General features: G+C 72.7%; 14 protein-coding genes, 2 tRNA genes and 1 pseudogene. 7 read left to right on the top strand and 10 right to left on the bottom strand.

What is annotated here, in order from left to right; translation table 11 throughout:
• Nucleotides 1–316 precede the first annotated feature (316 nt).
• On the top strand, nt 317–1,420 hold the full coding sequence (locus AB0J08_RS05925) for an LLM class flavin-dependent oxidoreductase (protein ID WP_360627528.1): 1,104 nt from the start codon (nt 317–319) through the stop codon (nt 1,418–1,420).
• Between the two features lie 230 nt (nt 1,421–1,650).
• Here AB0J08_RS05925 and AB0J08_RS05920 read toward each other — a convergent pair whose 3' ends face one another.
• Entirely contained in the window at nt 1,651–3,912 is a 2,262-nt protein-coding gene (locus AB0J08_RS05920) for an EAL domain-containing protein (protein WP_360627525.1), read from the bottom strand.
• A 546-nt stretch (nt 3,913–4,458) separates the two neighbouring features.
• Nucleotides 4,459–4,884, bottom strand: a complete 426-nt coding sequence (locus AB0J08_RS05915; RefSeq protein WP_360627522.1) for an OsmC family protein — start codon at nt 4,882–4,884, stop codon at nt 4,459–4,461.
• Between the two features lie 326 nt (nt 4,885–5,210).
• Between AB0J08_RS05915 and AB0J08_RS05910 the strand changes: the two genes are divergently transcribed.
• A complete protein-coding gene (locus AB0J08_RS05910; protein WP_360627519.1) occupies nt 5,211–5,546 on the top strand; it encodes a chorismate mutase in 336 nt (111 codons plus the stop codon).
• Between the two features lie 357 nt (nt 5,547–5,903).
• Nucleotides 5,904–6,743, top strand: a complete 840-nt coding sequence (lepB, locus tag AB0J08_RS05905) for a signal peptidase I (RefSeq protein ID WP_360627516.1) — start codon at nt 5,904–5,906, stop codon at nt 6,741–6,743.
• Between the two features lie 57 nt (nt 6,744–6,800).
• Here the strand turns inward: lepB and AB0J08_RS05900 are convergent, their stop codons facing one another.
• The 3 genes from AB0J08_RS05900 to AB0J08_RS05890 all read right to left on the bottom strand — a co-directional run bounded on the left by AB0J08_RS05900 (nt 6,801) and on the right by AB0J08_RS05890 (nt 10,919).
• Nucleotides 6,801–7,904 carry an EamA family transporter gene (locus AB0J08_RS05900; protein ID WP_360627513.1) on the bottom strand — a complete coding sequence of 368 codons (1,104 nt, stop codon included), beginning with the start codon at nt 7,902–7,904 and terminating at the stop codon, nt 6,801–6,803.
• Between the two features lie 223 nt (nt 7,905–8,127).
• Nucleotides 8,128–10,620, bottom strand: coding sequence for a transglycosylase domain-containing protein (locus AB0J08_RS05895; protein ID WP_360627510.1), 2,493 nt, complete (start codon nt 10,618–10,620; stop codon nt 8,128–8,130).
• A 225-nt stretch (nt 10,621–10,845) separates the two neighbouring features.
• Nucleotides 10,846–10,919, bottom strand: a tRNA-Lys gene (locus AB0J08_RS05890).
• A 144-nt stretch (nt 10,920–11,063) separates the two neighbouring features.
• Here AB0J08_RS05890 and AB0J08_RS05885 point away from each other — a divergent pair.
• Both AB0J08_RS05885 and AB0J08_RS05880 read left to right on the top strand, forming a co-directional pair.
• On the top strand, nt 11,064–11,990 hold the full coding sequence (locus AB0J08_RS05885; protein ID WP_360627507.1) for a DUF998 domain-containing protein: 927 nt from the start codon (nt 11,064–11,066) through the stop codon (nt 11,988–11,990).
• Between the two features lie 62 nt (nt 11,991–12,052).
• Entirely contained in the window at nt 12,053–12,898 is an 846-nt protein-coding gene (locus AB0J08_RS05880) for an alpha/beta hydrolase (protein ID WP_360627504.1), read from the top strand.
• Between the two features lie 103 nt (nt 12,899–13,001).
• Here the strand turns inward: AB0J08_RS05880 and AB0J08_RS05875 are convergent.
• The 4 genes from AB0J08_RS05875 to AB0J08_RS05860 all read right to left on the bottom strand — a co-directional run bounded on the left by AB0J08_RS05875 (nt 13,002) and on the right by AB0J08_RS05860 (nt 17,557).
• Nucleotides 13,002–13,075 (bottom strand) — tRNA-Lys (locus tag AB0J08_RS05875).
• 192 nt (nt 13,076–13,267) lie between these two features.
• On the bottom strand, nt 13,268–15,403 hold the full coding sequence (locus AB0J08_RS05870) for an ABC transporter ATP-binding protein (RefSeq protein WP_360627501.1): 2,136 nt from the start codon (nt 15,401–15,403) through the stop codon (nt 13,268–13,270).
• Nucleotides 15,400–16,557 (bottom strand): ABC transporter permease, encoded by a 1,158-nt coding sequence (locus AB0J08_RS05865; protein ID WP_360627498.1) that lies wholly within the window; start codon nt 16,555–16,557, stop codon nt 15,400–15,402. The genes AB0J08_RS05870 and AB0J08_RS05865 overlap by 4 nt, the downstream gene beginning before the upstream one ends.
• A 19-nt stretch (nt 16,558–16,576) precedes the next feature.
• The gene (locus AB0J08_RS05860; RefSeq protein WP_360627495.1) at nt 16,577–17,557 is read right to left on the bottom strand and encodes an ABC transporter permease; all 981 of its coding nucleotides are present in this window, start codon (nt 17,555–17,557) and stop codon (nt 16,577–16,579) included.
• A 319-nt stretch (nt 17,558–17,876) separates the two neighbouring features.
• Between AB0J08_RS05860 and AB0J08_RS05855 the strand changes: the two genes are divergently transcribed.
• Entirely contained in the window at nt 17,877–19,583 is a 1,707-nt protein-coding gene (locus AB0J08_RS05855; protein ID WP_360627492.1) for an ABC transporter family substrate-binding protein, read from the top strand.
• A 618-nt stretch (nt 19,584–20,201) separates the two neighbouring features.
• Nucleotides 20,202–21,416 (top strand): low temperature requirement protein A, encoded by a 1,215-nt coding sequence (locus AB0J08_RS05850; RefSeq protein WP_360627489.1) that lies wholly within the window; start codon nt 20,202–20,204, stop codon nt 21,414–21,416.
• 92 nt (nt 21,417–21,508) lie between these two features.
• Here AB0J08_RS05850 and AB0J08_RS05845 read toward each other — a convergent pair.
• A pseudogene (locus tag AB0J08_RS05845) lies at nt 21,509–22,501 on the bottom strand (LysR family transcriptional regulator); the annotation flags it as partial.
• Between the last annotated feature and the right edge of the window lie 38 nt (nt 22,502–22,539).

Below are 22,539 nucleotides of genomic sequence, written 5' to 3'. Positions count from 1 at the left end.
TGACCTTGCAGGTGGGGGCGGATCCGGTATAGGTGATCCGCTCTGATCCATAGCCTGCCGGACGCCGCCCGCCGATCGCGAGCCCTGTGGCTGGCGACTTCCCGCGCTGGCGTGAAGTCGCCACGCGTGTCCGCTTGCTGGCTCTGAGTCAGTCGAACGGTCGGTAGGCGATCCGTCGCACAGTGGCACTGCGTACCGGGAACACCCGGGCCGGCGACGTGGTTGACCTCCCTTGGCAGTGGCGACCGCAGGCCAGACGAGCGGTCGTCCGACGCGCCATACGGACAGCACCAGGACGGCCAGGAGGGCGGACGGCATGACCACCGACGACCAGCAGGAGCGCGGGCCCCAACCGCAGACCCACGCGGCGGTCCGGGGCACCGTCCGGGGTACGGCGCCCGCGCCGCTCTCCATCCTCGACCTGGCTACCGTGGGCGTCGGCTACACCCCGGCCGAGGCACTGACCTCGACCACGGCCCTGGCCCGCAGCGCGGAGGAGTGGGGCTACCACCGGTTCTGGGTCGCCGAGCACCACGGCATGCCGGGCGTCGCCAGCTCCACCCCCGCCGTCCTGCTCGCCCACCTCGGGGCCCACACCACGACGCTGCGACTCGGGTCCGGCGGAGTGATGCTGCCCAATCACGCTCCGCTGGGGATCGCGGAGCAGTTCGGTCTCCTGGAGGCGCTGCACCCCGGCCGGATCGACCTCGGGCTCGGCCGCGCCCCCGGCACCGACCCTGCGACCGCCCGGGCCCTGCGGCGCGGCCTCACCGAAGGGGCCGACGACTTCCCCCAGCAGCTCGCCGAGCTGACCCACTTCCTCGACGGCGATTTCCCGGACGGCCACCCCTACGCCCGTCTCACGGCCGTCCCCCGGAGTGACGGGCGGCCGCCGATCTGGTTGCTCGGATCGTCCGGCTTCAGTGCCCAGCTGGCCGGTCGGCTCGGCCTGCCGTTCGCGTTCGCGCACCACTTCAGCAGCACCAACACCATCCCGGCCCTCGACCTCTACCGCTCGTCGTTCCGCCCCTCGGCCGTCCTCGACGAGCCCTATGCGCTGATCGGGGTGAACGCGGTCGCAGCCGATGACCAGGAGGCCGCTCGGCGGCTCGCGCGCTCCTCGGCGCTCGGAATGCTCCGGCTTCGCCGGGGGAATCCGGGGCCGATCCCCACCCCCGAGGAGGCCGAGAGCTACCCGTACAGCCCGGTGGAGGCCGACTTCGTCGACGACTGGCTGGGCAACGTCGTCCTCGGTTCGCCAGGTGAGGTCGCCGACGGGCTGGAGGCGCTGCGCAAGCGGACCGGGACGGACGAGTTGATGGTCACCTCGCACATCCACGGCCATGAGGCCAGGCACCGTTCCTACGGGCTGATCGCCCATGCCTACGGGCTCACCGGCCAGGCGGCCGAAACCGCCTGAAGTCGCAGGCGTCCGAACTCGTCGGCGGGCGGCGATGTCCCGTTGCCCGCCGACGGCTTCGGTGCCGCACCCACCCTCGGGCCACTGAGTCACGCGGCAGCCGTCGCTCGTCGCCCTCCCCGACGTTCATCGTCGAGCAGTCGAGCAGTCGAGCAGTCGAGCAGTCGAGCAGTCGAGCAGTCGAGCAGTCGGGGCTGCGGACCGCGGAACTGCGAACTGCCGTGCTGCCGCTACCGCTTGTCCGGCCCTGAGCGGCTCTCGCGGAGTATCGCCGCGACGTGCTCCGCCTTACCGGGCCTGGCGAAGTACCAGCCCTGCGCGGTGTCGCAGCCGGTGAGCCGCAGCCGCTCGGCCTGTGCCGCGCTCTCGATGCCCTCGGCGGTCACGGTCAGGCCGAGCGTGTGGGCCAACTGCACCATCGCGCCGACGATCTGCTCGTCGGCGTCGCTCCGGCGGGAACCGGCCCCGGGCAGGTCGGCGCGGCCGGCCGGGGCCGGATCGCGGAAGCCCTCGATGAAGGTGCCGTCCAGTTTCAGTACGTGCACCGGCAGTCGGGAGAGGTAGGCCAGGTTGGAGTAGCCGGTGCCGAAGTCGTCGATCGCGATCCTGACGCCCATGTCGGCGAGGGCCTGCAGGGCCTGGAGCGGTCGCCCGCCGGGACCGAGCAGCGCGCTCTCGGTGATCTCCAGTTGCAGGAGTCGGGCCGGCAGACCGGTGCTGTCGAGCGCCTGGGCCACATCGGCGACCACGTCGGAGTCCCAGATCTGACGGGCGGCCAGGTTGACGCTCACAAAGGTCTCGGTGTCGGGGAACTCCGTGAGCCAGCGCTGGGCCTGGCGGCAGGACTCCTCCAGCACCCACTTGCCGAGCGGCACGATCGCGCCGGACTCCTCGGCGAGGGGGATGAACCGGTCCGGTGAGAGCGTCCCGTAGCAGGGGTGGCGCCAGCGGACCAGGGCCTCGGCGCCGTGTACCGCGCCGTCGGCGAGGCCGACGAGCGGTTGGTACTCGATGGTGAACTCGCCGCGCTCCAGGGCCGGTCGGAGGGCGGTGGCGAGCAACTGGCGGGTCAGCTGGTGGGCGCCCCGGTCCGGGTCGTAGAGAGTCCAGCGGGCCCGGCCGTCGGCCTTCGACCAGTACAGGGTGGAGTCGGCGTCCTTGACCAGGTCGGCGGGCGTGGTCTCGTGTACCGACCGCTCCACGACGCCCACGCTGGCGGTGACCACCAGCCGGTGCCCGGCCACGTCGAAGGGGCGCTCCAGCGCTTCGAGGATCCGGGCGGCCAGCTCGATCAGTTGCTCGCTGCCCTGGCTGTCGGTCACCAGGACGGCGAACTCGTCGCCGCCCATCCGGGCGACCAGATGGGAGCTGTGATCGGAGAGGCCGTGCCGGAGCCGGGCGGCGACGGCGATCAGCAGCTGGTCGCCGATGTGGTGGCCGAGGGTCTCGTTGATCGCGGCGAACCCGTCGAGGTCCAGGTAGCAGACGCCCACCCGACGGCCGTCAGACCGATCCGGCTCCGTCGGGCCGGCTCCCGCAGAGCCGGATCCGGCCGACCCCGACCTCACTGGGTCCGATCCCACCGGCCCCGATCCCACCGGATCCGATCCCATCAGGCCCGACGCAGGTCCGCCGGGCTTCACCGCCTGCGTCTGCGCCGCGTCCGGCGCGGTCCCCGGGATCTCGGCCGCGGTCGTTCCACCGGCCGTGAGGCAGGCGGCGTCGAGCCGTTCGAAGAAGAAGGCCCGGTTGGGCAGCCGGGTCAGCGGGTCGTGCAGTGCCTGGTACTCCAGGCGGTCGCCCAGTCGTCGCTGTTCGGTGATGTCCTCGACCATGGCGAGCGTGTAGAGCGGGCTGCCGTTGCCGTCCCGGATCAGGGAGATGGTCACCTTGCTCCACACCGTGCGCCCCTCACGGTGTTTGAGCTGCTTCTCCACGCGTAGCCGCCCACGGTCACTGCGGACGAGGTCGGGGAAGAGCCGGTCCGGCATGCCCTCCGGGTCGAGGACGTCGTGGATGTGGGTGCGGACCAGGTCGCCGACAGCGCAGCCGACCAGGGTGGCGAAGGCGGGGTTGACCTCGATGATCCGGTCGTCGGGGTCGATCAGGGCCATGCCGATGCCGGCGTCACAGAAGGCGGCCCGGAGCCGGGACTCGCTGGCGCTGAGCGCTGCCAGCAGGCGGTCGGTGTTCCCGGGGGTGGCGTCGGGCCCTTCGGCCGGACGGTGCACCCCGTTGGCGAGCGGGGTCGAGCAGGTGGGGCAGAGGACGACGCCGGTGCCGACCGCACCGTCGGACCCGGAGCCGGGTGGCACGCCGGGGCGAGTGCCGGCGGTCGCATCGGACCCTGGGCCGGTACCGGTACCGGTACCGGTGGCGGGGGAGCCCGGGGCACCGGGCGAGTCGTTGAGGGCGGTGACGGCGGAGCCGTTGGCCGGGAGGAGGGTCGGAGAGATGAGGTGGCGGTGGTGTTGCGGTTGTTCGTGCCGCACGCCTGGGTGGTGTGCGTCGGCCCCCTCGTTCTGGCCCGGCACGGCATGCTCCCGTCCGCTGCTGACGCTTGATGCTGGTCCGGCCGGCACCTGGAACTGCGGTGACCGGCTCCCGCACTCTGTCGAGGTCCTCGCGGTCCGATGCGCAACGCTCGCGGTGGAGCGCTCGCGTGGGGATCCGCGTGAAGAACAGGGCGCTGCGGCCGATCATAGGACGCGACGGCAACGCGCGGTGACCGCCGCCAGAGTGATTCGCCCGTTTTCACGGCATGTGTGGCGGTACATGCAGACGCCCCCGGTGCACATCACATGATGTGCGCCAGGGGCGTGTGCTCCAAAAGTGCGCCCCTGGGCGCTTACTGAGCGCTGGGAACGCGCGGCGCACTTCGCCCGAGCGCCGGAGGCCCGGGCGAAGTGTCAGGGCGGCAGGTCGTCAGAACGCCGCAGCGCCGGTCGCCGGAGGCCGCGCACCAGCTGTCGGACCGACTGGACGCCCGAACAGCGATGCGCCGGTACGTCCGACGTGATGCGGCGGACGTCGCCGCGTCAGGCCAGCGCGGCCGTGAGCGTGATGGTCGTACCGGTCAGGGCCTGGCTCACCGGGCAGTTCGCCTTGGCGTCCTCGGCGGCCTTCACGAAGCCGGCCTCGTCGAGGCCGGGCACCTCGCCGGTGACGGTCAGGTGGATGCCGGTGATGCCGGTGCCGGGCTTGAAGGTGACATCGGCCTGGGTGTCCAGCTTGGTGGGCGGGGTGCCCGCGCCGGCCAGGCCGTGCGAAAGGGCCATCGAGAAGCACGCGGAGTGCGCGGCCGCGATGAGCTCCTCCGGGCTGGTCTTGCCGTTCGGCTCCTCGGCGCGGGCCGGCCAGGAGACCGGGTACTCGCCGATGCCGGACGAAGCGAAGGTCACCTGACCCTTGCCGTCGAGCAGGTTGCCTTCCCACGCGGTGCGTGCGGTGCGGGTGGTTGCCACGATCGGTACCTCCATTACTGAGGGACTGCTGTCTCGTCACTTCCGGTCATGCCGCGCACCAGCCTACGGGCAGGCCGGGTGTCGATCACAAGTAATGCCGTGGGGCGCCGCGTCAGAGGGTCGCCGGGCCTCCCGTGGTTCGGCGATCGCCCTGGCCGGGCGCCTGACCTGCCGGGCGGCCGCCGGTCCATGTGCCGTCCGGATCGTGGACGGATCCGCGGAACGGTGCGGATCCGCGCCGGGTGCCCTGTTAGATTGGCCCGGGCCCGAGTCTCGGCCGACGGACGGTCGGGTGCCCACCACCACAGAGCCGCGGAGCCGCCCCGATGACGGATCACCCCACGACCCCCGAGACCGGACTGTCCGACGGGATCGACGACGCCGTGCGGGCCGAGCTGACCAGCCTGCGCGAGAGCATCGACAACATCGATGCCGCGGTGGTCCACATGTTGGCGGAGCGGTTCAAGGCGACCCAGCGGGTCGGCCGGCTCAAGGCCGAGCACAAGTTGCCCCCGGCCGATCCGGCACGCGAGCGCGACCAGATCCGGCGTCTGCGGGAGCTCGCCGCCGGGGCTCATCTGGATCCGGTGTTCGCGGAGAAGTTCCTCACCTTCATCATCGCCGAGGTCATCCGGCACCACGAGGCCATCGCCCGGGCCTGAACGCGTTCGTTCGCGCCTCTGCACGCGCCTGCCCGGCACCCCAAGCCGACACCCCAAGCCCGGCATCCCCAATCCCGACCACCTCCGGCCCGACACGTCCGGCCCGACACGCCTGGATGACACCCCCGGGCATACCCGTGTGCGGACTCGTGCTTCGTGCCCGAAGGCCGGCTCGGGAGTCGCCTGCCACCGCCCGGAGCACGTCGCGTGCCGTCGTCCGCGAGGCGCTCCGGTACCCGGCCGGGCCCCGGCGGGACGGGGCCGTGATGTCTGGCACGGGTAAATGCCCGATTTCGCGTGGCTTCAGGGTTGGCGTAGCGTGCAGGTTCCCCCAGCCGGAGAGGTGGAGCAGCGACGATGGCGGTGAACCTGCCCGAAACGCCCAGCGATGCCGGGACCGGTCAGCCCCCGGCCACCGGCGCCGGACACGGTGGTGGCAGTGCCCACGGGGCCCCCGGCAACGGAGGCCGTGCCGAGGCGCGCCGGGCGCGGTCGCGGAAGGCCTCGAAGGGCTCCAGGGCTCCCAAGGGCTCGAAGGACCGCAGGGCGAGGCGTCGTCAGCGGCCCTGGTGGATCGAGATCCCGGTGATGGCGGCGATCGGGCTGGCGGTCGCGCTGCTGATCAAGACCTGCCTGTTCCAGGTGTTCATGATCCCCTCCGGGTCGATGGAGAACACGTTGCGGATCGGCGACCGGGTCGGCGTGAACAAGCTCGCACCGCTCACCGGCTGGAAGCCGGAGCCCGGCCAGCCGGTGGTGTTCAAGGACCCGGGCGACTGGCTGCCGCCCCAGCCGACCGACGGGAACCCGGTCTCCAACGCGGTGGGCTCGGTGCTCAGCTTCGTCGGTCTGGTCCCGCCGAAGGACGACAACTACCTGGTCAAGCGGGTCATCGCGACGGGCGGCCAGACCGTGCAGTGCTCGGGCACCATCTTGACCGTCAATGGGGCGAAGGTGGACGAGCCGTACCTCCACCCGGGGGACGACTCCTGCGCGGGGCTGGACTTCGGTCCGGTGACGGTGCCCCAGGGGTACGTCTGGGTGGAGGGCGACCACCGGAGCGACTCCGCCGACTCGCGCTACCACCAGCGGGGCCCGGGTGGCGGTGCCGTGCCGGTGGACAACGTGGTCGGCCCGGTGTCGGCCGTCGTCTGGCCGCTCAATCACCTCGACTGGTTCGGCTGGGTCGGCCGCTGACGCCGGTGGTCCGCGCTCGGCAGCCACCCGGCCCCCTACCACCTGACCCCCAACCACCTAACCCCCGACCACCTGGTCCCTGGCCTCCCGGCCCCCGACCACCTGGTCCCCGGCCGCCGGTCCTTCGGCAGCTCGCGCCAGGCGCTCGCCGAGGGCCGTCGCACCCACGGCGACGGACCCGGCAGCATCCGCCGTGTTCGGGCCCGCCGCGTTGTCCGCCGTGACCGGTGCGGTGAACGGCTTGCTCGCCTGGGCCGCGAAGGCGCCGGCCAGGACGAGCAGTCCGCCGGCCATCTGCGGCAGCCCCAGGTGCTCGCCGAGCAGGATCCAGGCCAGGACGGTGGCGACGACGGCCTCCAGGTTGGCCACCACCCCGGCGATCGGGGGCGACAGGTGGCGGACGGCGATCACCCCCGTCAGGTAGGCGAGCACGGTCGCCACCAGGATCATCCAGGCGGCCGGGAGCAGCGCGGGCAGCGAGTGCCCGTCCATCACGACGTTCCCGCCGAGCAGGCCCCAGTCGGCCTCCCAGGGGCGGGTGAACGCGGTGAGCACGACCGCGCCGATCAGCAGCCCGTACGCGCTGACGGCGATCGGGTCGACCGGTCGGTCGCCCTGGCTTCCGGCGTCGGCCAGGACGAAGTAGCCGACCTGGCAGCAGGCCGCCCCGAGGGCGAACAGCACGCCCAACGCATCGAAGCCGAGGCCGTTCCAGACCTCCACCACACAGGCCAGACCCGCCACGGCCACGGCGGCGCCGACCGCCGCGCCCCGGCTGATCGGCTTTCGCTGGACGAACTTCACGTAGCCGATGAGCAGCGGGGGGCCGAGGTATTCGATCAACAGGGCGACGCCGACCGGGATCCGGGAGATCGCCGCGAAGTAGCAGGCCTGGACGCCGGCGACGGCGAGCAGGCCGAAGCCGATCAGCAGGCCGGGCCGTCGAAGTACCGCGGCACGGTGGCGGTAGGCCAGCGGGAGCAGGACCACGGCGGCACCGGTGACCCTGAGCCAGACCACGTGCAGCGGTGAGAGGCCGGCCTCGATCAGAGGCTTGGCGGCGGTGCCGGAGCCGCCGAAGGCGAACGCGGAGACCAGGGCGAGGGTGAGACCGAGGGTTCTGCCCGGGGAGCGGCCGGGCAGGGACTTTGAGCTGTGCACCGAGGCATTGTGACAGTCATACCGCTGGTTCGGTAAGGCGCCATTCCGTCATTTGGTCCTGCACTGAACTGTGCGCAGCGGCAGATCCGCGGAGGGTCCGCCTCTGCTTACGCCCCGGCTTCCGCCCCGCCCGGTCCCGCCCCGGCCTGTCCCGAGCGCACGGGGGCAGGACCGGCCGGGACCGGCCGGGACAGGCTGGGAACGGGAAAGGCTTGTGGGCGGCCTACTGCCCCGCCCCGGCCCCCGCCAGCGCGCCCGAACCCCCGCCCGAGTCCGTACCCGACGCCGCGCCGCCCGCGCCGCCCGAAGGCTGGGGCGCGGTGGTCGGGCCGGTGGTCGGCGCCGTGGTGGGCGCGGTGGTCGGCGCTGGCGTCCGGGTGGGCCGGCTGGTCGGCTGGGAGGTCGGCTGCTGGGTCGGCGCGGTGGTCGCGCCGCCGGACTGCGAGCCGCCCGAGTCGCCGCCGTTCGAGCCGGCAGACCCGGGAGTCCCGGCGGAGCCCGCGCCGGACGAACCACCCGGCGTGCCGGTCGCGCCGCCGGAGCCGTTGCCCGGGCCGCCCGTGGTGCCGCTCGTCGCGCCGCTGCCGGGCGTGGCCGGCGGCGAGGCCGCTCCGGACGGCGTCGACGAGCTGTCCGGGCCGCCCGAGGACGTGCCGCCGCCCGACCAGTCCGCACCCGGGGGCGAGGCGAAGTCGGTGACCGGCTGGCCCTTGAGCGCGGCCTTCATGTAGCCGGTCCAGATCTGCGCGGGGTACTGGCCGCCCGCGGCGCCGTCGATCCCACCGGTGCCGCTGAGGCTGACCTGGGCGCCGCTGCCCGGGTCCTGGCCGAACAGCGCCACCGAGGTCACCAGCTCGGGGGTGTAGCCGACGAACCAGACCGACTTCTGGTCGTCCGTCGTACCGGTCTTGCCGGCCACCGGGCGGCCCAGCGACTTCGCCCGCCAGCCGGTGCCGCCCGGGTCGCTGACGACGCCCTGCAGCATCGACGTCACCTGGCGTGCGGTCTCCTCGCTGATCGCCTGGGTGGTCTTGTGGGCCGGCAGCTGGAGGGCCTCGCCCTCGCGGTCCACCGACTGCACCAGCCACGGGGTGATCTGCTCGCCGCCGTTGTCCAGCGTCGCGTACACGCCGGCCATGTCGAGCACGCTCGGGGTGGCGGCGCCGAGCGGGATGGACGGCACCGGGTCGAGGCCGGGGGTGCTGCCGGGCAGGCCGAGGGCGATCGCGGTGTCGCGGACCTTCTGCAGTCCGGTGTCCTGCGCGAGCTGGGCGAACACCGAGTTCACCGACCAGTCGGTCGCCTGCTGCAGGGTGACCTGGCCGTAGCTCTTGTCGCCCTCGTTCGGCGGCGCGTACGGGATGCCCTTGCCGCCGCGGACCTTGCGCCCGCTGGTGCCGTCGTAGACGGTGCGCGGGGTGACGGTCTGGCCGGACTGCGTCTTGGCGTCGTTCTCCAGCGCTGCCGCCAGGGCGATCGCCTTGAACGTGGAGCCGGCCTGGTAGTCGCGGCGGGTCGCGTTGTCGACGTAGTGCTTGGTGTAGTCGACGCCGCCGTAGAGGGCGACCACGGCGCCGGTCTTCGGGTCGACCGAGACGGCGCCGGCCTGGGCGGCGGCGTCCTTCTTCCGCTTGTCCGGGTCGAGGGTGTCGTGCAGCTGCGCCTGGACCGAGTCCTGAAGGGCCTGCTGGCGCGCCGGGTCGACGCTCAACTTGATGGTGTAGCCGCCCTTGGCCAGTTCCGACTCGGTGATGATCTGGTTGGCGGCGAGGTACTCGGTCGCCGCGTTGACCAGGTAACCGGCCTGGCCGGAGAGGCCGAGCTGGGCCTGCGGGTCCTTGACGTCGGGGAAGGTGGTGGCGGCGCGTTCCTCGGCGGAGAGCCAGCCCTCCTTCACCATGCCGTCCAGGACGTAGTTCCAGCGGTTGACCGCGTTCTGCTTGCCCGCGGGCGTGGCGGTGGCCACGTCGTAGGCGCTCGGGGCGTTCAGCAGGGCGGCCAGGTAGGCGCCCTGGGCGGCGTCGAGCGCGGACGCGTCGACTCCGAAGTACTGCTGGGCGGCGGCCTGGATGCCGTAGGCGCCACGCCCGTAGTACGAGGTGTTGAGGTAGCCGGAGAGGACGTCGTCCTTGCTCTCGGTGGCATCCACCTTGATCGCTATGAAGAGTTCCTTCACCTTGCGGGTGATGGACTGCTTCTGGCTCAGGTAGGTGTTCTTCACGTACTGCTGGGTGATCGTGGAGCCGCCCTGGGTGCCCTGGCCCTTGGCGGTGTTGACGGCGGCGCGGACCAGGCCGGGCACGTTGACGGCGCCCTCGTGGTAGAAGTTGCGGTCCTCGGCGGCCAGCGCGGCGTGCTGGGCGGCGGGGGAGACCTTGTCCAGGCCGACGTTCTGCCGGTTGGTCTGGCCGGTCCGGGCGACCACCGAGCCGTCCTGGTAGAGCCAGGTGTTGCTCTGGGCGGTCGCGGCGGCATGCGCGTCCGGCACCTTCACCAGGGCGATCCCCAGGGCGAACAGGCCGACGCCGAGCAGCAGCGCGGCGGCGAGGCCGAGCAGGCTCATCCGCCAGGTCGGGATCAGCCGGCGCCAGCCGGTGCGCTTCGGGCGGCGGGGCTTGCGGCCGCCGGCCGGAAGCCCGGAGGTGCGCTTCCAGCGCTTGACCGGGCGGAGTCCGAGGGACGGCGTGCGACGGCCGCTCTGGGTGTTTCGGGACAAAGCGGCGGCCTTTCCTGCGGGCGAACCGTGCCAGCCTGCACAAACGGGAATGTCGACGGGTGGGGGACCTTTGTCCCGTTTCCGGTGTACAGCCCAGGACGTGCCGAACGGGTCGGTTGACTCCGTCGGGGCGGCAAGCGAGACCGACATCACACGCAAAACGGACGTCGGAGGGCAAAAAATCAGGGAGCCTCTCGCTGCTGCGAGAGGCTCCCCAAGTGTCTGTGCGCCGCCAGGGACTCGAACCCCGGACCCGCTGATTAAGAGTCAGCTGCTCTAACCAACTGAGCTAGCGGCGCCTGCTGACCTGGAGAACAATACACGGTCCGCAAGGGTGCCTCGCACCACCGGGGGCGACGGTGCTCCTCCGGAGCGCCCCGCCCCGTCTCGATGCCTGTTTCCGCCCGGTTGGGGAGGAGTTTCCCCCCGGTTAGGGTGGGAACGTGCGCAGCTCCCACCCCGGCCGCCGGACGGCACGGCTCGTCGCCGCCCTGCTGCTGCTCAGTGCGGTGGCGTACACGGCCTGGGTGCTGGAGGTGGTGCTGAGCACCGGCCTCGACCCGGTCCAGGCGTACATCAGCGAACTCGCCGCCGAGGACCAGCCGCTGGGCGGCCTGTTCCGGGCCACCGATCTGGTCGCCGGTCTCGCCGTCCTCGCGGCGGCAGGCACGGCGCTGCTCACCGGCTCGTACGGCCCCGACGGTGCCGCGCCCGACGCTGCCGCCCCCGACGCTGCCGCCCCCGACGCTGCCGCCCCCGACGGTGCCGCGCCCGACCGCAGCGCCCCGGGTCGTGCCGCTTCCGACGATGCCGCTTCCGACCGTCGGAGCGCCGCCCGCCGGCCGGGCGCCCGTCGCCTCTTCGGCCGCCACTCGTGGGCGGTGGCCGGCTGGGCGGCGCTCGCCCTGTTCGGGGCCGCGACCGCGGCCGACTCCCGACTGCCGCTGAGCTGCGCACCGACCAGCGACGAGATGTGCGCCGCCCGTGAGACGGCCGGCCTGGTTCCCGCCACCCACACCGCACACGCGGTGACCAGCAGCCTCGCCATGCTCGGTGCGCTCGGCGGGCTGATCGCGCTCACCGTCGCGGCCCGCTGCTACGGCTGGTGGCCGTCCCTCCGCCGGTACGGGCCGTGGCTGCTGGCCGGTGAGCTGCTGGCCACCGGTTGGAGCCTGGCCGCGATCGCCGCCTTCGAGGCCGGCCACGGCACCTGGTCGCTCGGTGCGGGGCAGCGGCTCCAGGTCGTCCTGGTCGCGCTCTGGCTGGCCGCGCTGGCCGCGAGCCTCGCCCGGATCCGCGGCGGCTCGACGGCGACCGTGGGCGTTCCGGGGCGCACCCGGGCCGGAGCCGACGGGGTGGAAGCGCGATGACCGGGCCGGGAGCGGCCCCGCGGGGACCGGATCAGCGAGGACCGGGGGCACACCGCTCCGCGATGTTCCTGCGGATCGACGGGACGCCCCTGCACGTGCGCACCGAGGGCAGTGGACCGGTCTGCCTGCTCACCGGCGGGCTCGGCAGCTGCTGGTTCGACTGGGACCTCGTCGTCCCTTTCCTTACTCCCTACCGCACGGTGGTCCGGTTCGACCGGCCCGGATACGGGCTGAGCGCACCCGAGCCGGCCACCCGGCCGGTCCCGACGGCGGCGGGGGAGGCGGCACGCATCCGGGGTGTGCTGGACGGTCTCGGGCTGCGGGCGCCGTGCACGGTGGTGGGCCACTCGCTGGCGGGGTTCCATGTCGAGGCCTTCGCGCGGCTGCACCCCGGCCGGACGGCCGGACTGGTCCTGCTGGACGGCAGCGTCGAGCCCGCCCCGCGGCCCCTGCCGGCGCCCGGGCTGCGCGACCTGGCGGCCCGTGCGGTCGCGGCTGGGGCCGCGGCCGTCGCGGCGCCGTACCTGCTCGGCCCCACGGCGCGTCGGCTGGTCGCCCGGGCGTCGACGGTCCGCCGTGAGGATCTCGCTCCGGAGCCGCTGGTCCGGCACTGCTACCGGACCGGGCGGTCCTTGCGCGCACTGCTCCGGGAGAACGCGCAATACCTGGACATGGCCGCCGAGCTGGACGAACTGCGTCGCACCGCACCGCTGCCGGCCGGGCTGCCGGTCACCGTGCTCGCCGCCGACGACGGGTGCCGCAGCCGCCGCACCCGGGACTGGCTGGCCGACCAGCGGGGCCTCGCCGCGCTGCTCGGGGGTGAGTTCCGCAGCACTGCCCCGGCCGGGCACCTGCTGATGTTCGACCGCCCGGACGCGGTGGCCTCGGCGATCCTGGACACCCACTGACACCACCGACGCTCCTCGGCGGGCCCCGGTGGGGATCGCGCCGCCGGCCCCCGGAAACGCCTCAGGCCGCCCACCGGAGTGGACGGCCTGAGACCTTGCCATGTGCGCCGCCAGGGACTCGAACCCCGGACCCGCTGATTAAGAGTCAGCTGCTCTAACCAACTGAGCTAGCGGCGCCTGCTGACCCGGAAGACATTACACGGAGTCGGGCCGATCTGCCGAATCGGCACGATCCCGCCACTCTCGGTGACGGTCGAGGTCCCTGGCCCGACGCCCCGACCCCGCCCCCCGACGCCTCGACCCCGACAGTCCACCGACCTGATGGCCCGGCTCCGCCGCCCCGGCGTCGTCGACGGAGTCCCGCTCCCCCTACTCCGGGAAGTGGCAGGCCGCCTGGTGGTCCGGGCCCGGCGCCGGACCGGTCAGCGGCGGGGCTTCGGTCTCGCAGCGGGTGCGCGCCCCGGCGTCGAGCCCGGCGTAGACGGGGCAGCGGGTACGGAACGGGCAGCCGGTGCGCCGCGCGGTCGGGGAGGGCGGGTCGCCGGCCAGCAGGATGCGGCTGCGGGCCCGCTCGGCCGCCGGGTCCGGAAGCGGGACGGCGGAGAGCAGTGCGCGCGTGTAGGGGTGCCGGGGGCGGTCGAAGACGGCGGAGACCTCGCCCTGTTCGACGGTCCGCCCGAGGTACATCACGCTGACCCGGTCGGCGAGGTGCCGGATCACCGACAGGTCGTGCGAGACGAAGAGATACGAGAGGCCCAGCTCGGCCTTGAGCGACTGGAGCAGGTTGAGCACGCCGGCCTGGATGGAGACGTCCAGCGCGGAGACCGGTTCGTCCAGTACCAGCAGCTTCGGCCGGACGGCCAGCGCGCGGGCGATCGAGATCCGCTGGCGCTGTCCGCCGGAGAACTGGTGCGGGTAGCGGACGGCGTGCGCGGGGTCGAGGCCGACCTGGCGCAGCAGTTCGGGCACCCGGTGGGCGATCTCCGTGCGGTCGGTGCGCTGGGCCCGCAGGGGTTCGGCGACGATGTCCCCGATCGGCATCCGGGGGTCGAGGCTGGCCATCGGGTCCTGGAAGACGATCTGCAGCTGGGAGCGCATCCGGTGGGCGTCCGACCGGGAGAGCCCGGCGGTGTCCCGTCCGAGCAGCTCGATCCGGCCGGACTCGGGCCTGGCGAGCCGCAGCAGTTCGAACAGGGTCGTGGACTTGCCGGAGCCGGACTCGCCGACCAGGCCGAGTGTCTCGCCCTGCCGGATGTCCAGGTCGACCCCGTCCACCGCGTAGACCTCGCCGATCCGGCGTTTGAAGACGGTGCCCTTGAGCAGCGGGAACGTCTTGGTGAGCCCGTTGACGGAGAGTACCGCCGGGCGCTCCTCGCGTGGTGCGGGCACGGTGGTCGGCGCAGGTGGCACCGGCGGTACGGGGTACACGTCGGAGGGTGCGGGCCGGCGCTCGGCCAGCTCGTCGGCCCGGACGCACGCCGCCAGATGCCCGTCCACGTCGCCCGCACCCACGCCAACGCCCGCACCCACGCCCGCGCCCGCGCCTTCGCCGACCCGGGGCGCCCCGAGCCCGTCCAGCCCCGGCTCCGCGGTCCGGCACCGCTCCTCGACCAGCGGGCAGCGTGCGGCGAACGGGCACCCGGTCGGCAGTTCGGCCATCGGCGCGGGCGCGCCGGGGATCGGCACGAGCGGCCCGCCCCGGCCGTCCAGCCTCGGGACCGCGCCGATCAGCCCCAGCGTGTAGGGGTGACGGGGCGCGGCGAACAGTTCGTCCACACCGGCCGTCTCGACCACCCGGCCCGCGTACATCACGGCGACCCGGTCGGCCATTCCGGCGATCACCCCGAGGTCGTGGCTGACCAGGACCAGCGCGGCGCCGGTCTCCCGCTGGGCGGTGCGCAGGACGTCGAGCACCTGGGCCTGGATGGTGACGTCCAGGGCGGTGGTGGGCTCGTCGGCGAGCAGGATGTCGGGGTCGTTGGCGATGGCCATGGCGATCATCGCGCGCTGGCGCATGCCGCCGGAGAACTCGTGCGGGAAGCTGTCCAGCGCTCGGTCGGGGGCGGGGATGCCGACCAGGTCGAGCAGTTCGGCGGCCCGCTTACGCGCGGACGGCTTGTCGAGGCGCTGGTGGATGCGCAGTGCCTCGACGATCTGGTCGCCGATCCGGTAGACGGGGGTGAAGGCGGAGAGCGGGTCCTGGAAGACCATGGCGACCCGGCGGCCGCGGATGGCGGCGAGCTCGCGGCCGGGCAGTCCGACCAGCTCCCTGCCGTCCAGCGTGACCGAGCCGCGGACCCGGGCGGTGCCCGGCAGCAGCCCGAGCACGGCCAGCGCGGTGACGGACTTTCCGGAGCCGGACTCGCCGACGATGCCCAGGGTCTCGCCGCGCCGCAGGCTCAGGTCGACGCCACGGACGGCGGGGACGGTGGCGCCGCGTGGTCCGGCGAAGTCGACCCGCAGGTCGTGGACGGCCAGCAGCGGGGTTTCGACGGTGGTGGTCACTTTCTTTCGCGCTTCCTACGAGTCCTACGAGGAGTACGGGCCACCTCGGTGGTCGGGTCGAGGGCGTCGCGCAGCCCGTCCCCGATCAGGTTGACGGCCAGGACGAAGAGCACCAGCAGCCCGGCGGCGAAGTAGAACAGCCAGGGGAAGACCGGGGCGTCGCTGGTTCCGGCGGCGAGCAGGGTGCCGAGCGAAACGTCGGGGGCCTTCACGCCGAAGCCGAAGTAGGAGAGCGCGGTCTCGCTCATCACGGCCCCGCCGACGGCGATGGTGGCGTCGATGATGAGGAAGGAGGCGACGTTCGGCAGGATGTGCCGGGTGATGATCCGCAGCGGCCGGACGCCCATGAACTGTGCGGCGCGGACGAACTCGCGTTCGCGCAGCGAGATGGTCATCGAGCGGACCACCCGGGCGGTGATCATCCAGTTGAAGAGGGCGAGCAGCAGGACGAAGGCGAGCCAGCCGGTGCCCTTCAGCCGGGGCGAGATGATGGTGATGATCAGGAAGCTGGGGAAGACCAGCATCAGGTCGACCAGGAACATCAGCACCCGGTCGGTCCAGCCGCCGAAGTAGCCGGCGCAGGCACCGACCAGGGAGGCCAGTACGGTCGAGAAGAGCGCCACCAGCAGGCCGATCACCAGCGACTTCTGCAGGCCGCGGACGGTCTGCGCGAAGACGTCCTGGCCGACTCCGTTGGTGCCGAACCAGTGGGTGCCGGAGGGGGGTTGGCGCAGGGCGGTGTAGTCGGGGGCGGCGTAGTCCCACGGGGTGAGGTACTGGCCGCCGAAGGCGAGCGCGAACAGCAGCAGGACGACGACGGTACCGGCCACCGCCCAGCGGGCGGCGAGCAGCCGGGCGAGGACGAGCCGGCCGCGGCCGGCCGGTTCGGGTGCGCGGACCGGCACCGGGGTGACGCCCGGTGCGGCCGCGACGGCGGGAACGTCGAGCGCGTCCGGGCCCACCGGGGCGGTGGACACGGCGGACCCGGCGGTGGCGCCGGATACCGCAGGCACGGCGGCAGGCACGGCAGGGGCGGCGGCGGAGTTCGTGGACCCGGAGGGCTCGGAGGGCTCGGAGGGCTCGGAGGGCTCGGAGGGCTCGGAGGGCTCCGAGGGCTCTGCGGGCTCGGCGGGTTCCGTGACGACGGCGGTCATGGCAGCGGCTCTCCTCCGGTCAGGACCGCACACGCGGGTCGAGGGCGGCGTGCAGGGTGTCGGCGAGGAAGCCGGAGGCGAGCACCACCACGGCGGCGAACAGGTTCACGGCGACGACGGAGTTGACGTCCTGTTCGTTGATGGACTGGATGAACCACTCGCCCATCCCGTGCCAGCCGAAGATGGTCTCGGTGAAGGCGGCGCCGGTAAAGATGCCCAGGAAGCTGTAGGCGAACATCGTCGACATCGGGATCACCGCCGTCCGCAGCCCGTGCTTGACCAGGGCGCGGCCGCGGGTGAGGCCCTTGGCCTCGGCGGTGCGCAGGTAGTCGGAGCCGAGCACGTCGAGCATGGTGCCGCGCTGGTAGCGGCTGTAGGTGGCGAGGCCGCCGAGCGCCAGCGAGAGGGTGGGCAGCAGCAGGTGCAGTGCCCAGTCGCCCAGGTGGGTGCCGATCCCGCCGGTCAGTCCGGGCGTCTCGTAGCCGGTGAACGGGACCACCTCGTGGCCGGCGATGTCCTTGGCGGCGATGGCGCCGTTCTTGAGGAAGAGCGCGACCAGGAAGACCGGGGTGGAGAGCAGGACGAAGGAGAAGACGGTCAGCAGCCGGTCGGATATCCGGTACTGGCGCACCGCGCTCCAGGCGCCGGCGGCGACGCCGAGGGCCATCCCGAGCAGGCTGCCGACCAGCAGCAGACGCAGGGAGACCCAGATCCGCCGGCGGAAGTCGTCCAGCACCGGGGTGTCGTGGATGGTGCGACCGAGGTCCCCGTGGAGCAGGTCACCGGCCCAGCGGCCGAACCGCTCGACGACGGGGGTGTGGTCGTTCAGATTGAGGTCGGTGAGCTGGCGCTCGACCGAGGCGGCGGCCGGTCGTGGCACCTTGGCCTCGAAGTAGGCGCGCGGCTGGAGGGCGGCGGCGGACAGCGCGTACGCCAGGAACACGGCGGCTACCAGCAGCACCGCGTAGTAGCTGAGCCGCTTCGCGAGGTAGCGGAGCATCAACGGCCGCCCGGGGTGGGGGCGGGGCCGACGCGTCGGGTGGGCATCGGTGGGTGGCCTTCGGTCGATGGCCCTGGTTGGGGCCGGTGAGGGAATGTGCAGGTCAAGAGTGTTGCACCGGCGCGCGGCCGGGGTGTTGCGGCAGTGTTGCCACCTGTTTCGTTTGGATCAGGTGTGAACTCCGCCCCCTGGTACTCGTACTGATCCGCTGTTACGTTCGGTCGGCCGGCAGCGACTTGGCTGCCCACGCTCAATCTTCGCCACACCTCGCGACGCTCAATCCTCACCAACCTGTCGGATTTCACCGGGGGGAACCCTCATGGACGCTTCCACCACGCCCGTACGCCGTCTCGGCCGGGTCGCCGCGCTCGCGCTCGCCGTCACGCTCGCGGCCACCGCGTGCAGCTCGGGCGGCAGCGGCTCGGCCGACAACGTGGCCAAGAGCGAACCACCGAGACAGGGCGCGATCGACATCAACGCCAAGTCGCCGGACCAGCTGCGCGACGGCGGGGAGGTCCGGTTCCCGCTCTACCAGTGGATCACCCAGTGGAACCCGTTCCAGGTGGACGGCCGCTACGGGGACGCGGTCGAGATCATGCGGGCCCTGGAGCCGGAGCTCTTCACCACGGACGAGACCGGCACCTTCAAGCCGGTCACCGACTACCTGCTGGAGGCCAAGGTCACCTCGACCTCCCCGCAGGTGATCACCTACAAGCTCAACCCGAAGGCCAAGTGGTCGGACGGCAAGCCGCTCGGCTACCTGGACTTCAAGGCCGACTGGGAAGCCACCAACGGCAAGAAGGACGGCTACAACATCGCCGACTCCTCCGGCTACGAGCTGATCTCCGGCGTCGAGCAGGGCGCGGACCCGAGCGAGGTCAAGGTCACCTTCTCGGAGCCGTACGCGGACTGGCAGAACCTGTTCCGCCCGCTGATCCCGGCGGCCGGGATCGGCACCGCGGACGACTTCAACAAGGGTTGGGTCGAGAAGATCCCGATCACCGCCGGCGCGCTGAAGATCGGTACGGCGGACAAGACCGCGCAGACCATCACGCTGGTCCCGGATCCGGCCTGGTGGGGCACGAAGCCCAAGGTGGAGAAGATCACCTTCCGGGTGATGTCCCAGTCGGCGACCACCCAGGCGTTCCTGAACAACGAGATCGACTTCGCCGCGGCGGGTACCGCCACCGCGTACGGGCAGCTCAAGGACGCCAAGGACGCGGTGATCCGGACGGCCAGCCCGTGGGACGAGGTCCACATCTCGTTCGGCGGCGGCGGTCCGCTGGCGGACCAGAAGGTGCGCCAGGCGCTCGGCAAGGCGCTGGACCGCTCCTCGCTGATCAAGATCGCGAACAACGGTGTGCCGGTGGAGTTCAAGCCGCTCGGCAACCACATCTTCATGCCCAACCAGGTCGGCTACCAGGACAACTCGGGCGAGTGGGCCAAGTTCGACCTGGCCGCCGCCAAGAAGGCGCTCGACGAGGCGGGCTGGAAGGAGGCCGGCAGCGGGCAGCCGCGCACCAAGGACGGCCAGCCGCTGACCCTGCACTGGGTGCTCAACGACGCCACCCCGCAGGCCCAGCTCGACCTCGCCGCCGCCGCCCAGTCGATGTGGCTGGCGGCCGGGGTCAAGGTCGAGCTCGACAAGGTCCCGAGCAACGACTTCTTCACCAAGTACGTCAACACGGGCAAGTTCGACGTCGCCAGCTGGCGCAACACCGACTCGTTCCCGCTCTCCAGCAGCCTCGGCAACTTCCGGCTGCCGCAGGGCGACAACGTCTTCGGCAACTTCTCCAAGCTCGGTACGCCCGAGATCGACGCGCTGCTCAAGAAGGCGGCCGGCACGACCGAACCGGCGGAGGCCGCGAAGCTCTACAACCAGGCGGACGCCAAGATCTGGGAGCTCGGCCACACTGTCGAGCTGTACCAGCGGCCGACCGTGATCGCGAGCCGCAAGGGTCTCGCGAACTACGGCGCGTTCGGTCTCGCGGGCGTCGACTACGCCACGGTGGGCTGGGAGAAGTAGCCGCCACCGCGGCGGTGGTGGCGCCGGCGGTGCGGCGGGCGCCGACAGCACGGCAGGCGCTGGCGAGCAGCGCGGTGATCACGAGGCCGGTGGTGCGGACACGGGGGGACGGCTCTGCCGCCCCCGCTGTCCTGCCACCGGTCTTGACCTTCCGCGATGCCCGCAGGCCGCCCGTGTCGTGAGGTCCGTCCGGACCCGTGTGCCTCCAACCGGGGACGAATCTAGCGGGGTGATCCGGGCGGTCGGGGCGTCCGGCGCGGGCGCGCCGCAAACCCGTCGCGCTGTCACCCGGTTCGCGCACCGGGGCGTCAACTCTCGCTGACGGCAAGGCATATAGGGCGTACGCGACATTGCGGGTGCGATGCGCGGACGCGGCGTGCGGCCGCGGCTTGGGCGTGCGGCGCCGGTATGGCGCCGGGGCCACCCGTGGGGGAGTCGCCGCGGGGGCCGGCCGCCACGACGAGGCGCGGCACCGGTACGGGTACCCTGAACCGGCCGGTCCGGCCGTCGCCCGCCCGCCGCGGGGTGTTCGCGCCGGTGCGTGCGCCGGGCCCCGGTCGCTGCCAGGATGCGGCGGTACAGCGCCGCCCGCCCGCCCCGGAGCCCGGAGACCCGCTCATGACCGGCGAATCCGCCGCAACACCCCGCCCGCACCACGTCGACCCGCGCCCGGTGCGCCGGATGGTCCCGCGCAGCCGGAACGAGCCGCACCGGGTCGCCACCCCGCTGGAGCTCTTCTTCGACCTCTGCTTCGTGGTCGCGGTCGGCCAGGCGGGCCGGGAACTCGCCCACGACCTGGGCGCGGGGCACTACGGGGACGGCCTGACCGGGTACGTCTTCGCGTTCTTCGCGATCTGGTGGGCCTGGATGAACTTCACCTGGTTCGCCTCCGCGTACGACTGCGACGACGTCCCGTACCGGGTCACCACCCTGGTCCAGATCGCCGGTGTGCTGATCCTCGCCGCCGGTGTGCCCCGGATGTTCGCCGAGCAGGACCTGGTGCTGTCGGTCGTCGGGTACGTGGTGATGCGCCTGGCGATGGTCACCCAGTGGCTGCGTGCGGCGGCCAGCGAGGAGGGCCCGGCCCGTGGGGTGGCGCTGCGCTACGCGGTCGGCATCACGCTCTGCCAGATCGCGTGGGTGGTGGTGCTGCTGCTGCCGCACGACGTCCGGTCGTACCTGATCCCGCTCGGCATCCTGGCCGAGCTGTCCGTGCCGGTGATCGCCGAGCTGCGGCTCCGGACCAACTGGCACCCGCACCACATCGCGGAGCGGTACGGCCTGTTCACCCTCATCGTGCTCGGCGAGACGGTGGCGGCGGCGACCGTGGCGGTGCAGTCGGCGGCGGACGAGCACGAGGGGCTGGGCCGGCTGCTGCCGGTGGCCGGCGGCGGTCTGCTGATCTGCTTCTCGGCCTGGTGGATCTACTTCGCCCGGCCGATCCACGACCACCTGCACTCCAGCCGGCAGGCCTTCGTCTGGGGCTACGGCCACTACCTGGTCTTCGGTTCGGCGGCGGCGATCGGCGCGGGGCTGGAGGTCGCGGTGGAGTCGGCGGTGCACAAGGCGCACGTCTCGGAGACGGCCGCCACCGCGGCGGTGACCGTGCCCACCGCGATCTACCTGTTCACCGTCTGGCTGCTGCACGCGCGGCACACCAAGGCCGGGGCGGCGCAGGTACTGCTGCCCGTCGCGTCGGTGGTGGTACTGGCGTGCACGGCGGCGGGCGGCTCCGGTGTCCTGGTGGCCGGGCTGGTGACCGCGGCCACGGTGGCGGCGGGCGTCGCACTGCACGCCCGCGAGAGCGGGGCCGCCGGCCCGAGCGAGGTCTGAGGCGCCGGCCACGGGGCGCCGGGCGCCGGCTCGCGCGGGGGCGGCGGCACGGGGGCGGCGTGGGTGTGGCCGACCAGGTGCTGGAGTGCCTGGTCGTGCCGGGACAGCCAGGCGAGGTAGGTCGGACTGACCCGCGCCAGGTCCAGGTAGGCGGCCCGCAGCTCTCCGTAGAGCGCGTCCAGGGCCGGCGGGCCGATCGCGCGCGGCCGCCAGGTGAGCAGCAGCCGGACGGCCAGCGGATCGCCGTGCACCGGCCGGACGACCGTGCCCGGCCCGGGGGCGGAGGTCGGCTGGCAGGGGCGGACGGCCTCGCCGGAGGCGACCAGTTCGGCGGCGGTCGCGTTGTCGCGCACCTGCACCACCCGGGGGTTGAGTCCGGCCTCGGTGAACACCCGGCGCATCGCGGCGTACTCGTGATCGGCCGTCGGGTCCACCATCCAGGTGTCCTCGGCGAGATCGGCCAGGTGGACCACCGGGCGGGCGGCGGCCGGGTGGCCCGCGGCGAGCGCGACGAACTGCGGCTCGCGGGCCATCAGGACGCGGTGTTCGGCGCCCGGCGGGACCTTCAGCGGAAAGCCCTCGCTCTCGTGCACGAAGGCGACGTCCAACTGGTCGGCGGCGACCATCCGCAGCAGGGCGTTGGCGGAGATGTCGATGTGGATGGTGGTGTCCGTCTCCGGCAGCCGGTCGTGCACCCGGCGCAGCCAGGCCGCCACCGCCCGGCTTCCGACGCTGCCGATCCGCAGCCGCCCGGCTCGCTCGCTGCTGGCGGCCTCGCGGGCCTCCTGGCGGGCGGCGGCGACCAGTGCGGCCATCTCGGCGATCACCGGCCTGGCCCGGGAGAGCACCGAGTGGCCGAGCGCGGTGGGACTGCTGCCGGTCTGCTCGCGGGTGAACAGCGTGCCGCCGACGGCCCGTTCGATGCGGTGCAGCTGGGTGGTGAGGGAGGGCTGGGTCATGCCGAGGTGCAGCGCAGCCTTGCGGAGGCTGCCGCTGTCGGCAATCGCGCACAGCACCCGGAGGTGTCTCACGTCGAGCTCCACGTCGGGAGCATAACGGTCAATTCGGTGTGGCGCCAGGGACATGACATGTCATCAGTCGCAAGGGCTCCCGGTCCGGGGGT

Origin of the sequence: Kitasatospora sp. NPDC050463 (genome assembly GCF_040655255.1) — a bacterium.
GTDB lineage: Bacteria > Actinomycetota > Actinomycetes > Streptomycetales > Streptomycetaceae > Kitasatospora.
The sequence above is the reverse complement of the archived record's forward strand: the minus strand, read 5'-3'. Positions and strand labels throughout refer to the sequence as shown.

Coding starts and splice junctions, on each gene's coding strand:
- AB0J08_RS05925 (WP_360627528.1), top strand. CDS start 317: ATGACCACCGACGACCAGCAGGAGCGCGGGCCCCAACCGCAGACCCAC.
- AB0J08_RS05910 (WP_360627519.1), top strand. CDS start 5,211: ATGACGGATCACCCCACGACCCCCGAGACCGGACTGTCCGACGGGATC.
- lepB (WP_360627516.1), top strand. CDS start 5,904: ATGGCGGTGAACCTGCCCGAAACGCCCAGCGATGCCGGGACCGGTCAG.
- AB0J08_RS05880 (WP_360627504.1), top strand. CDS start 12,053: ATGTTCCTGCGGATCGACGGGACGCCCCTGCACGTGCGCACCGAGGGC.
- AB0J08_RS05865 (WP_360627498.1), bottom strand. CDS start 16,557: ATGACCGCCGTCGTCACGGAACCCGCCGAGCCCGCAGAGCCCTCGGAG.
- AB0J08_RS05860 (WP_360627495.1), bottom strand. CDS start 17,557: ATGCTCCGCTACCTCGCGAAGCGGCTCAGCTACTACGCGGTGCTGCTG.
- AB0J08_RS05855 (WP_360627492.1), top strand. CDS start 17,877: ATGGACGCTTCCACCACGCCCGTACGCCGTCTCGGCCGGGTCGCCGCG.
- AB0J08_RS05850 (WP_360627489.1), top strand. CDS start 20,202: ATGACCGGCGAATCCGCCGCAACACCCCGCCCGCACCACGTCGACCCG.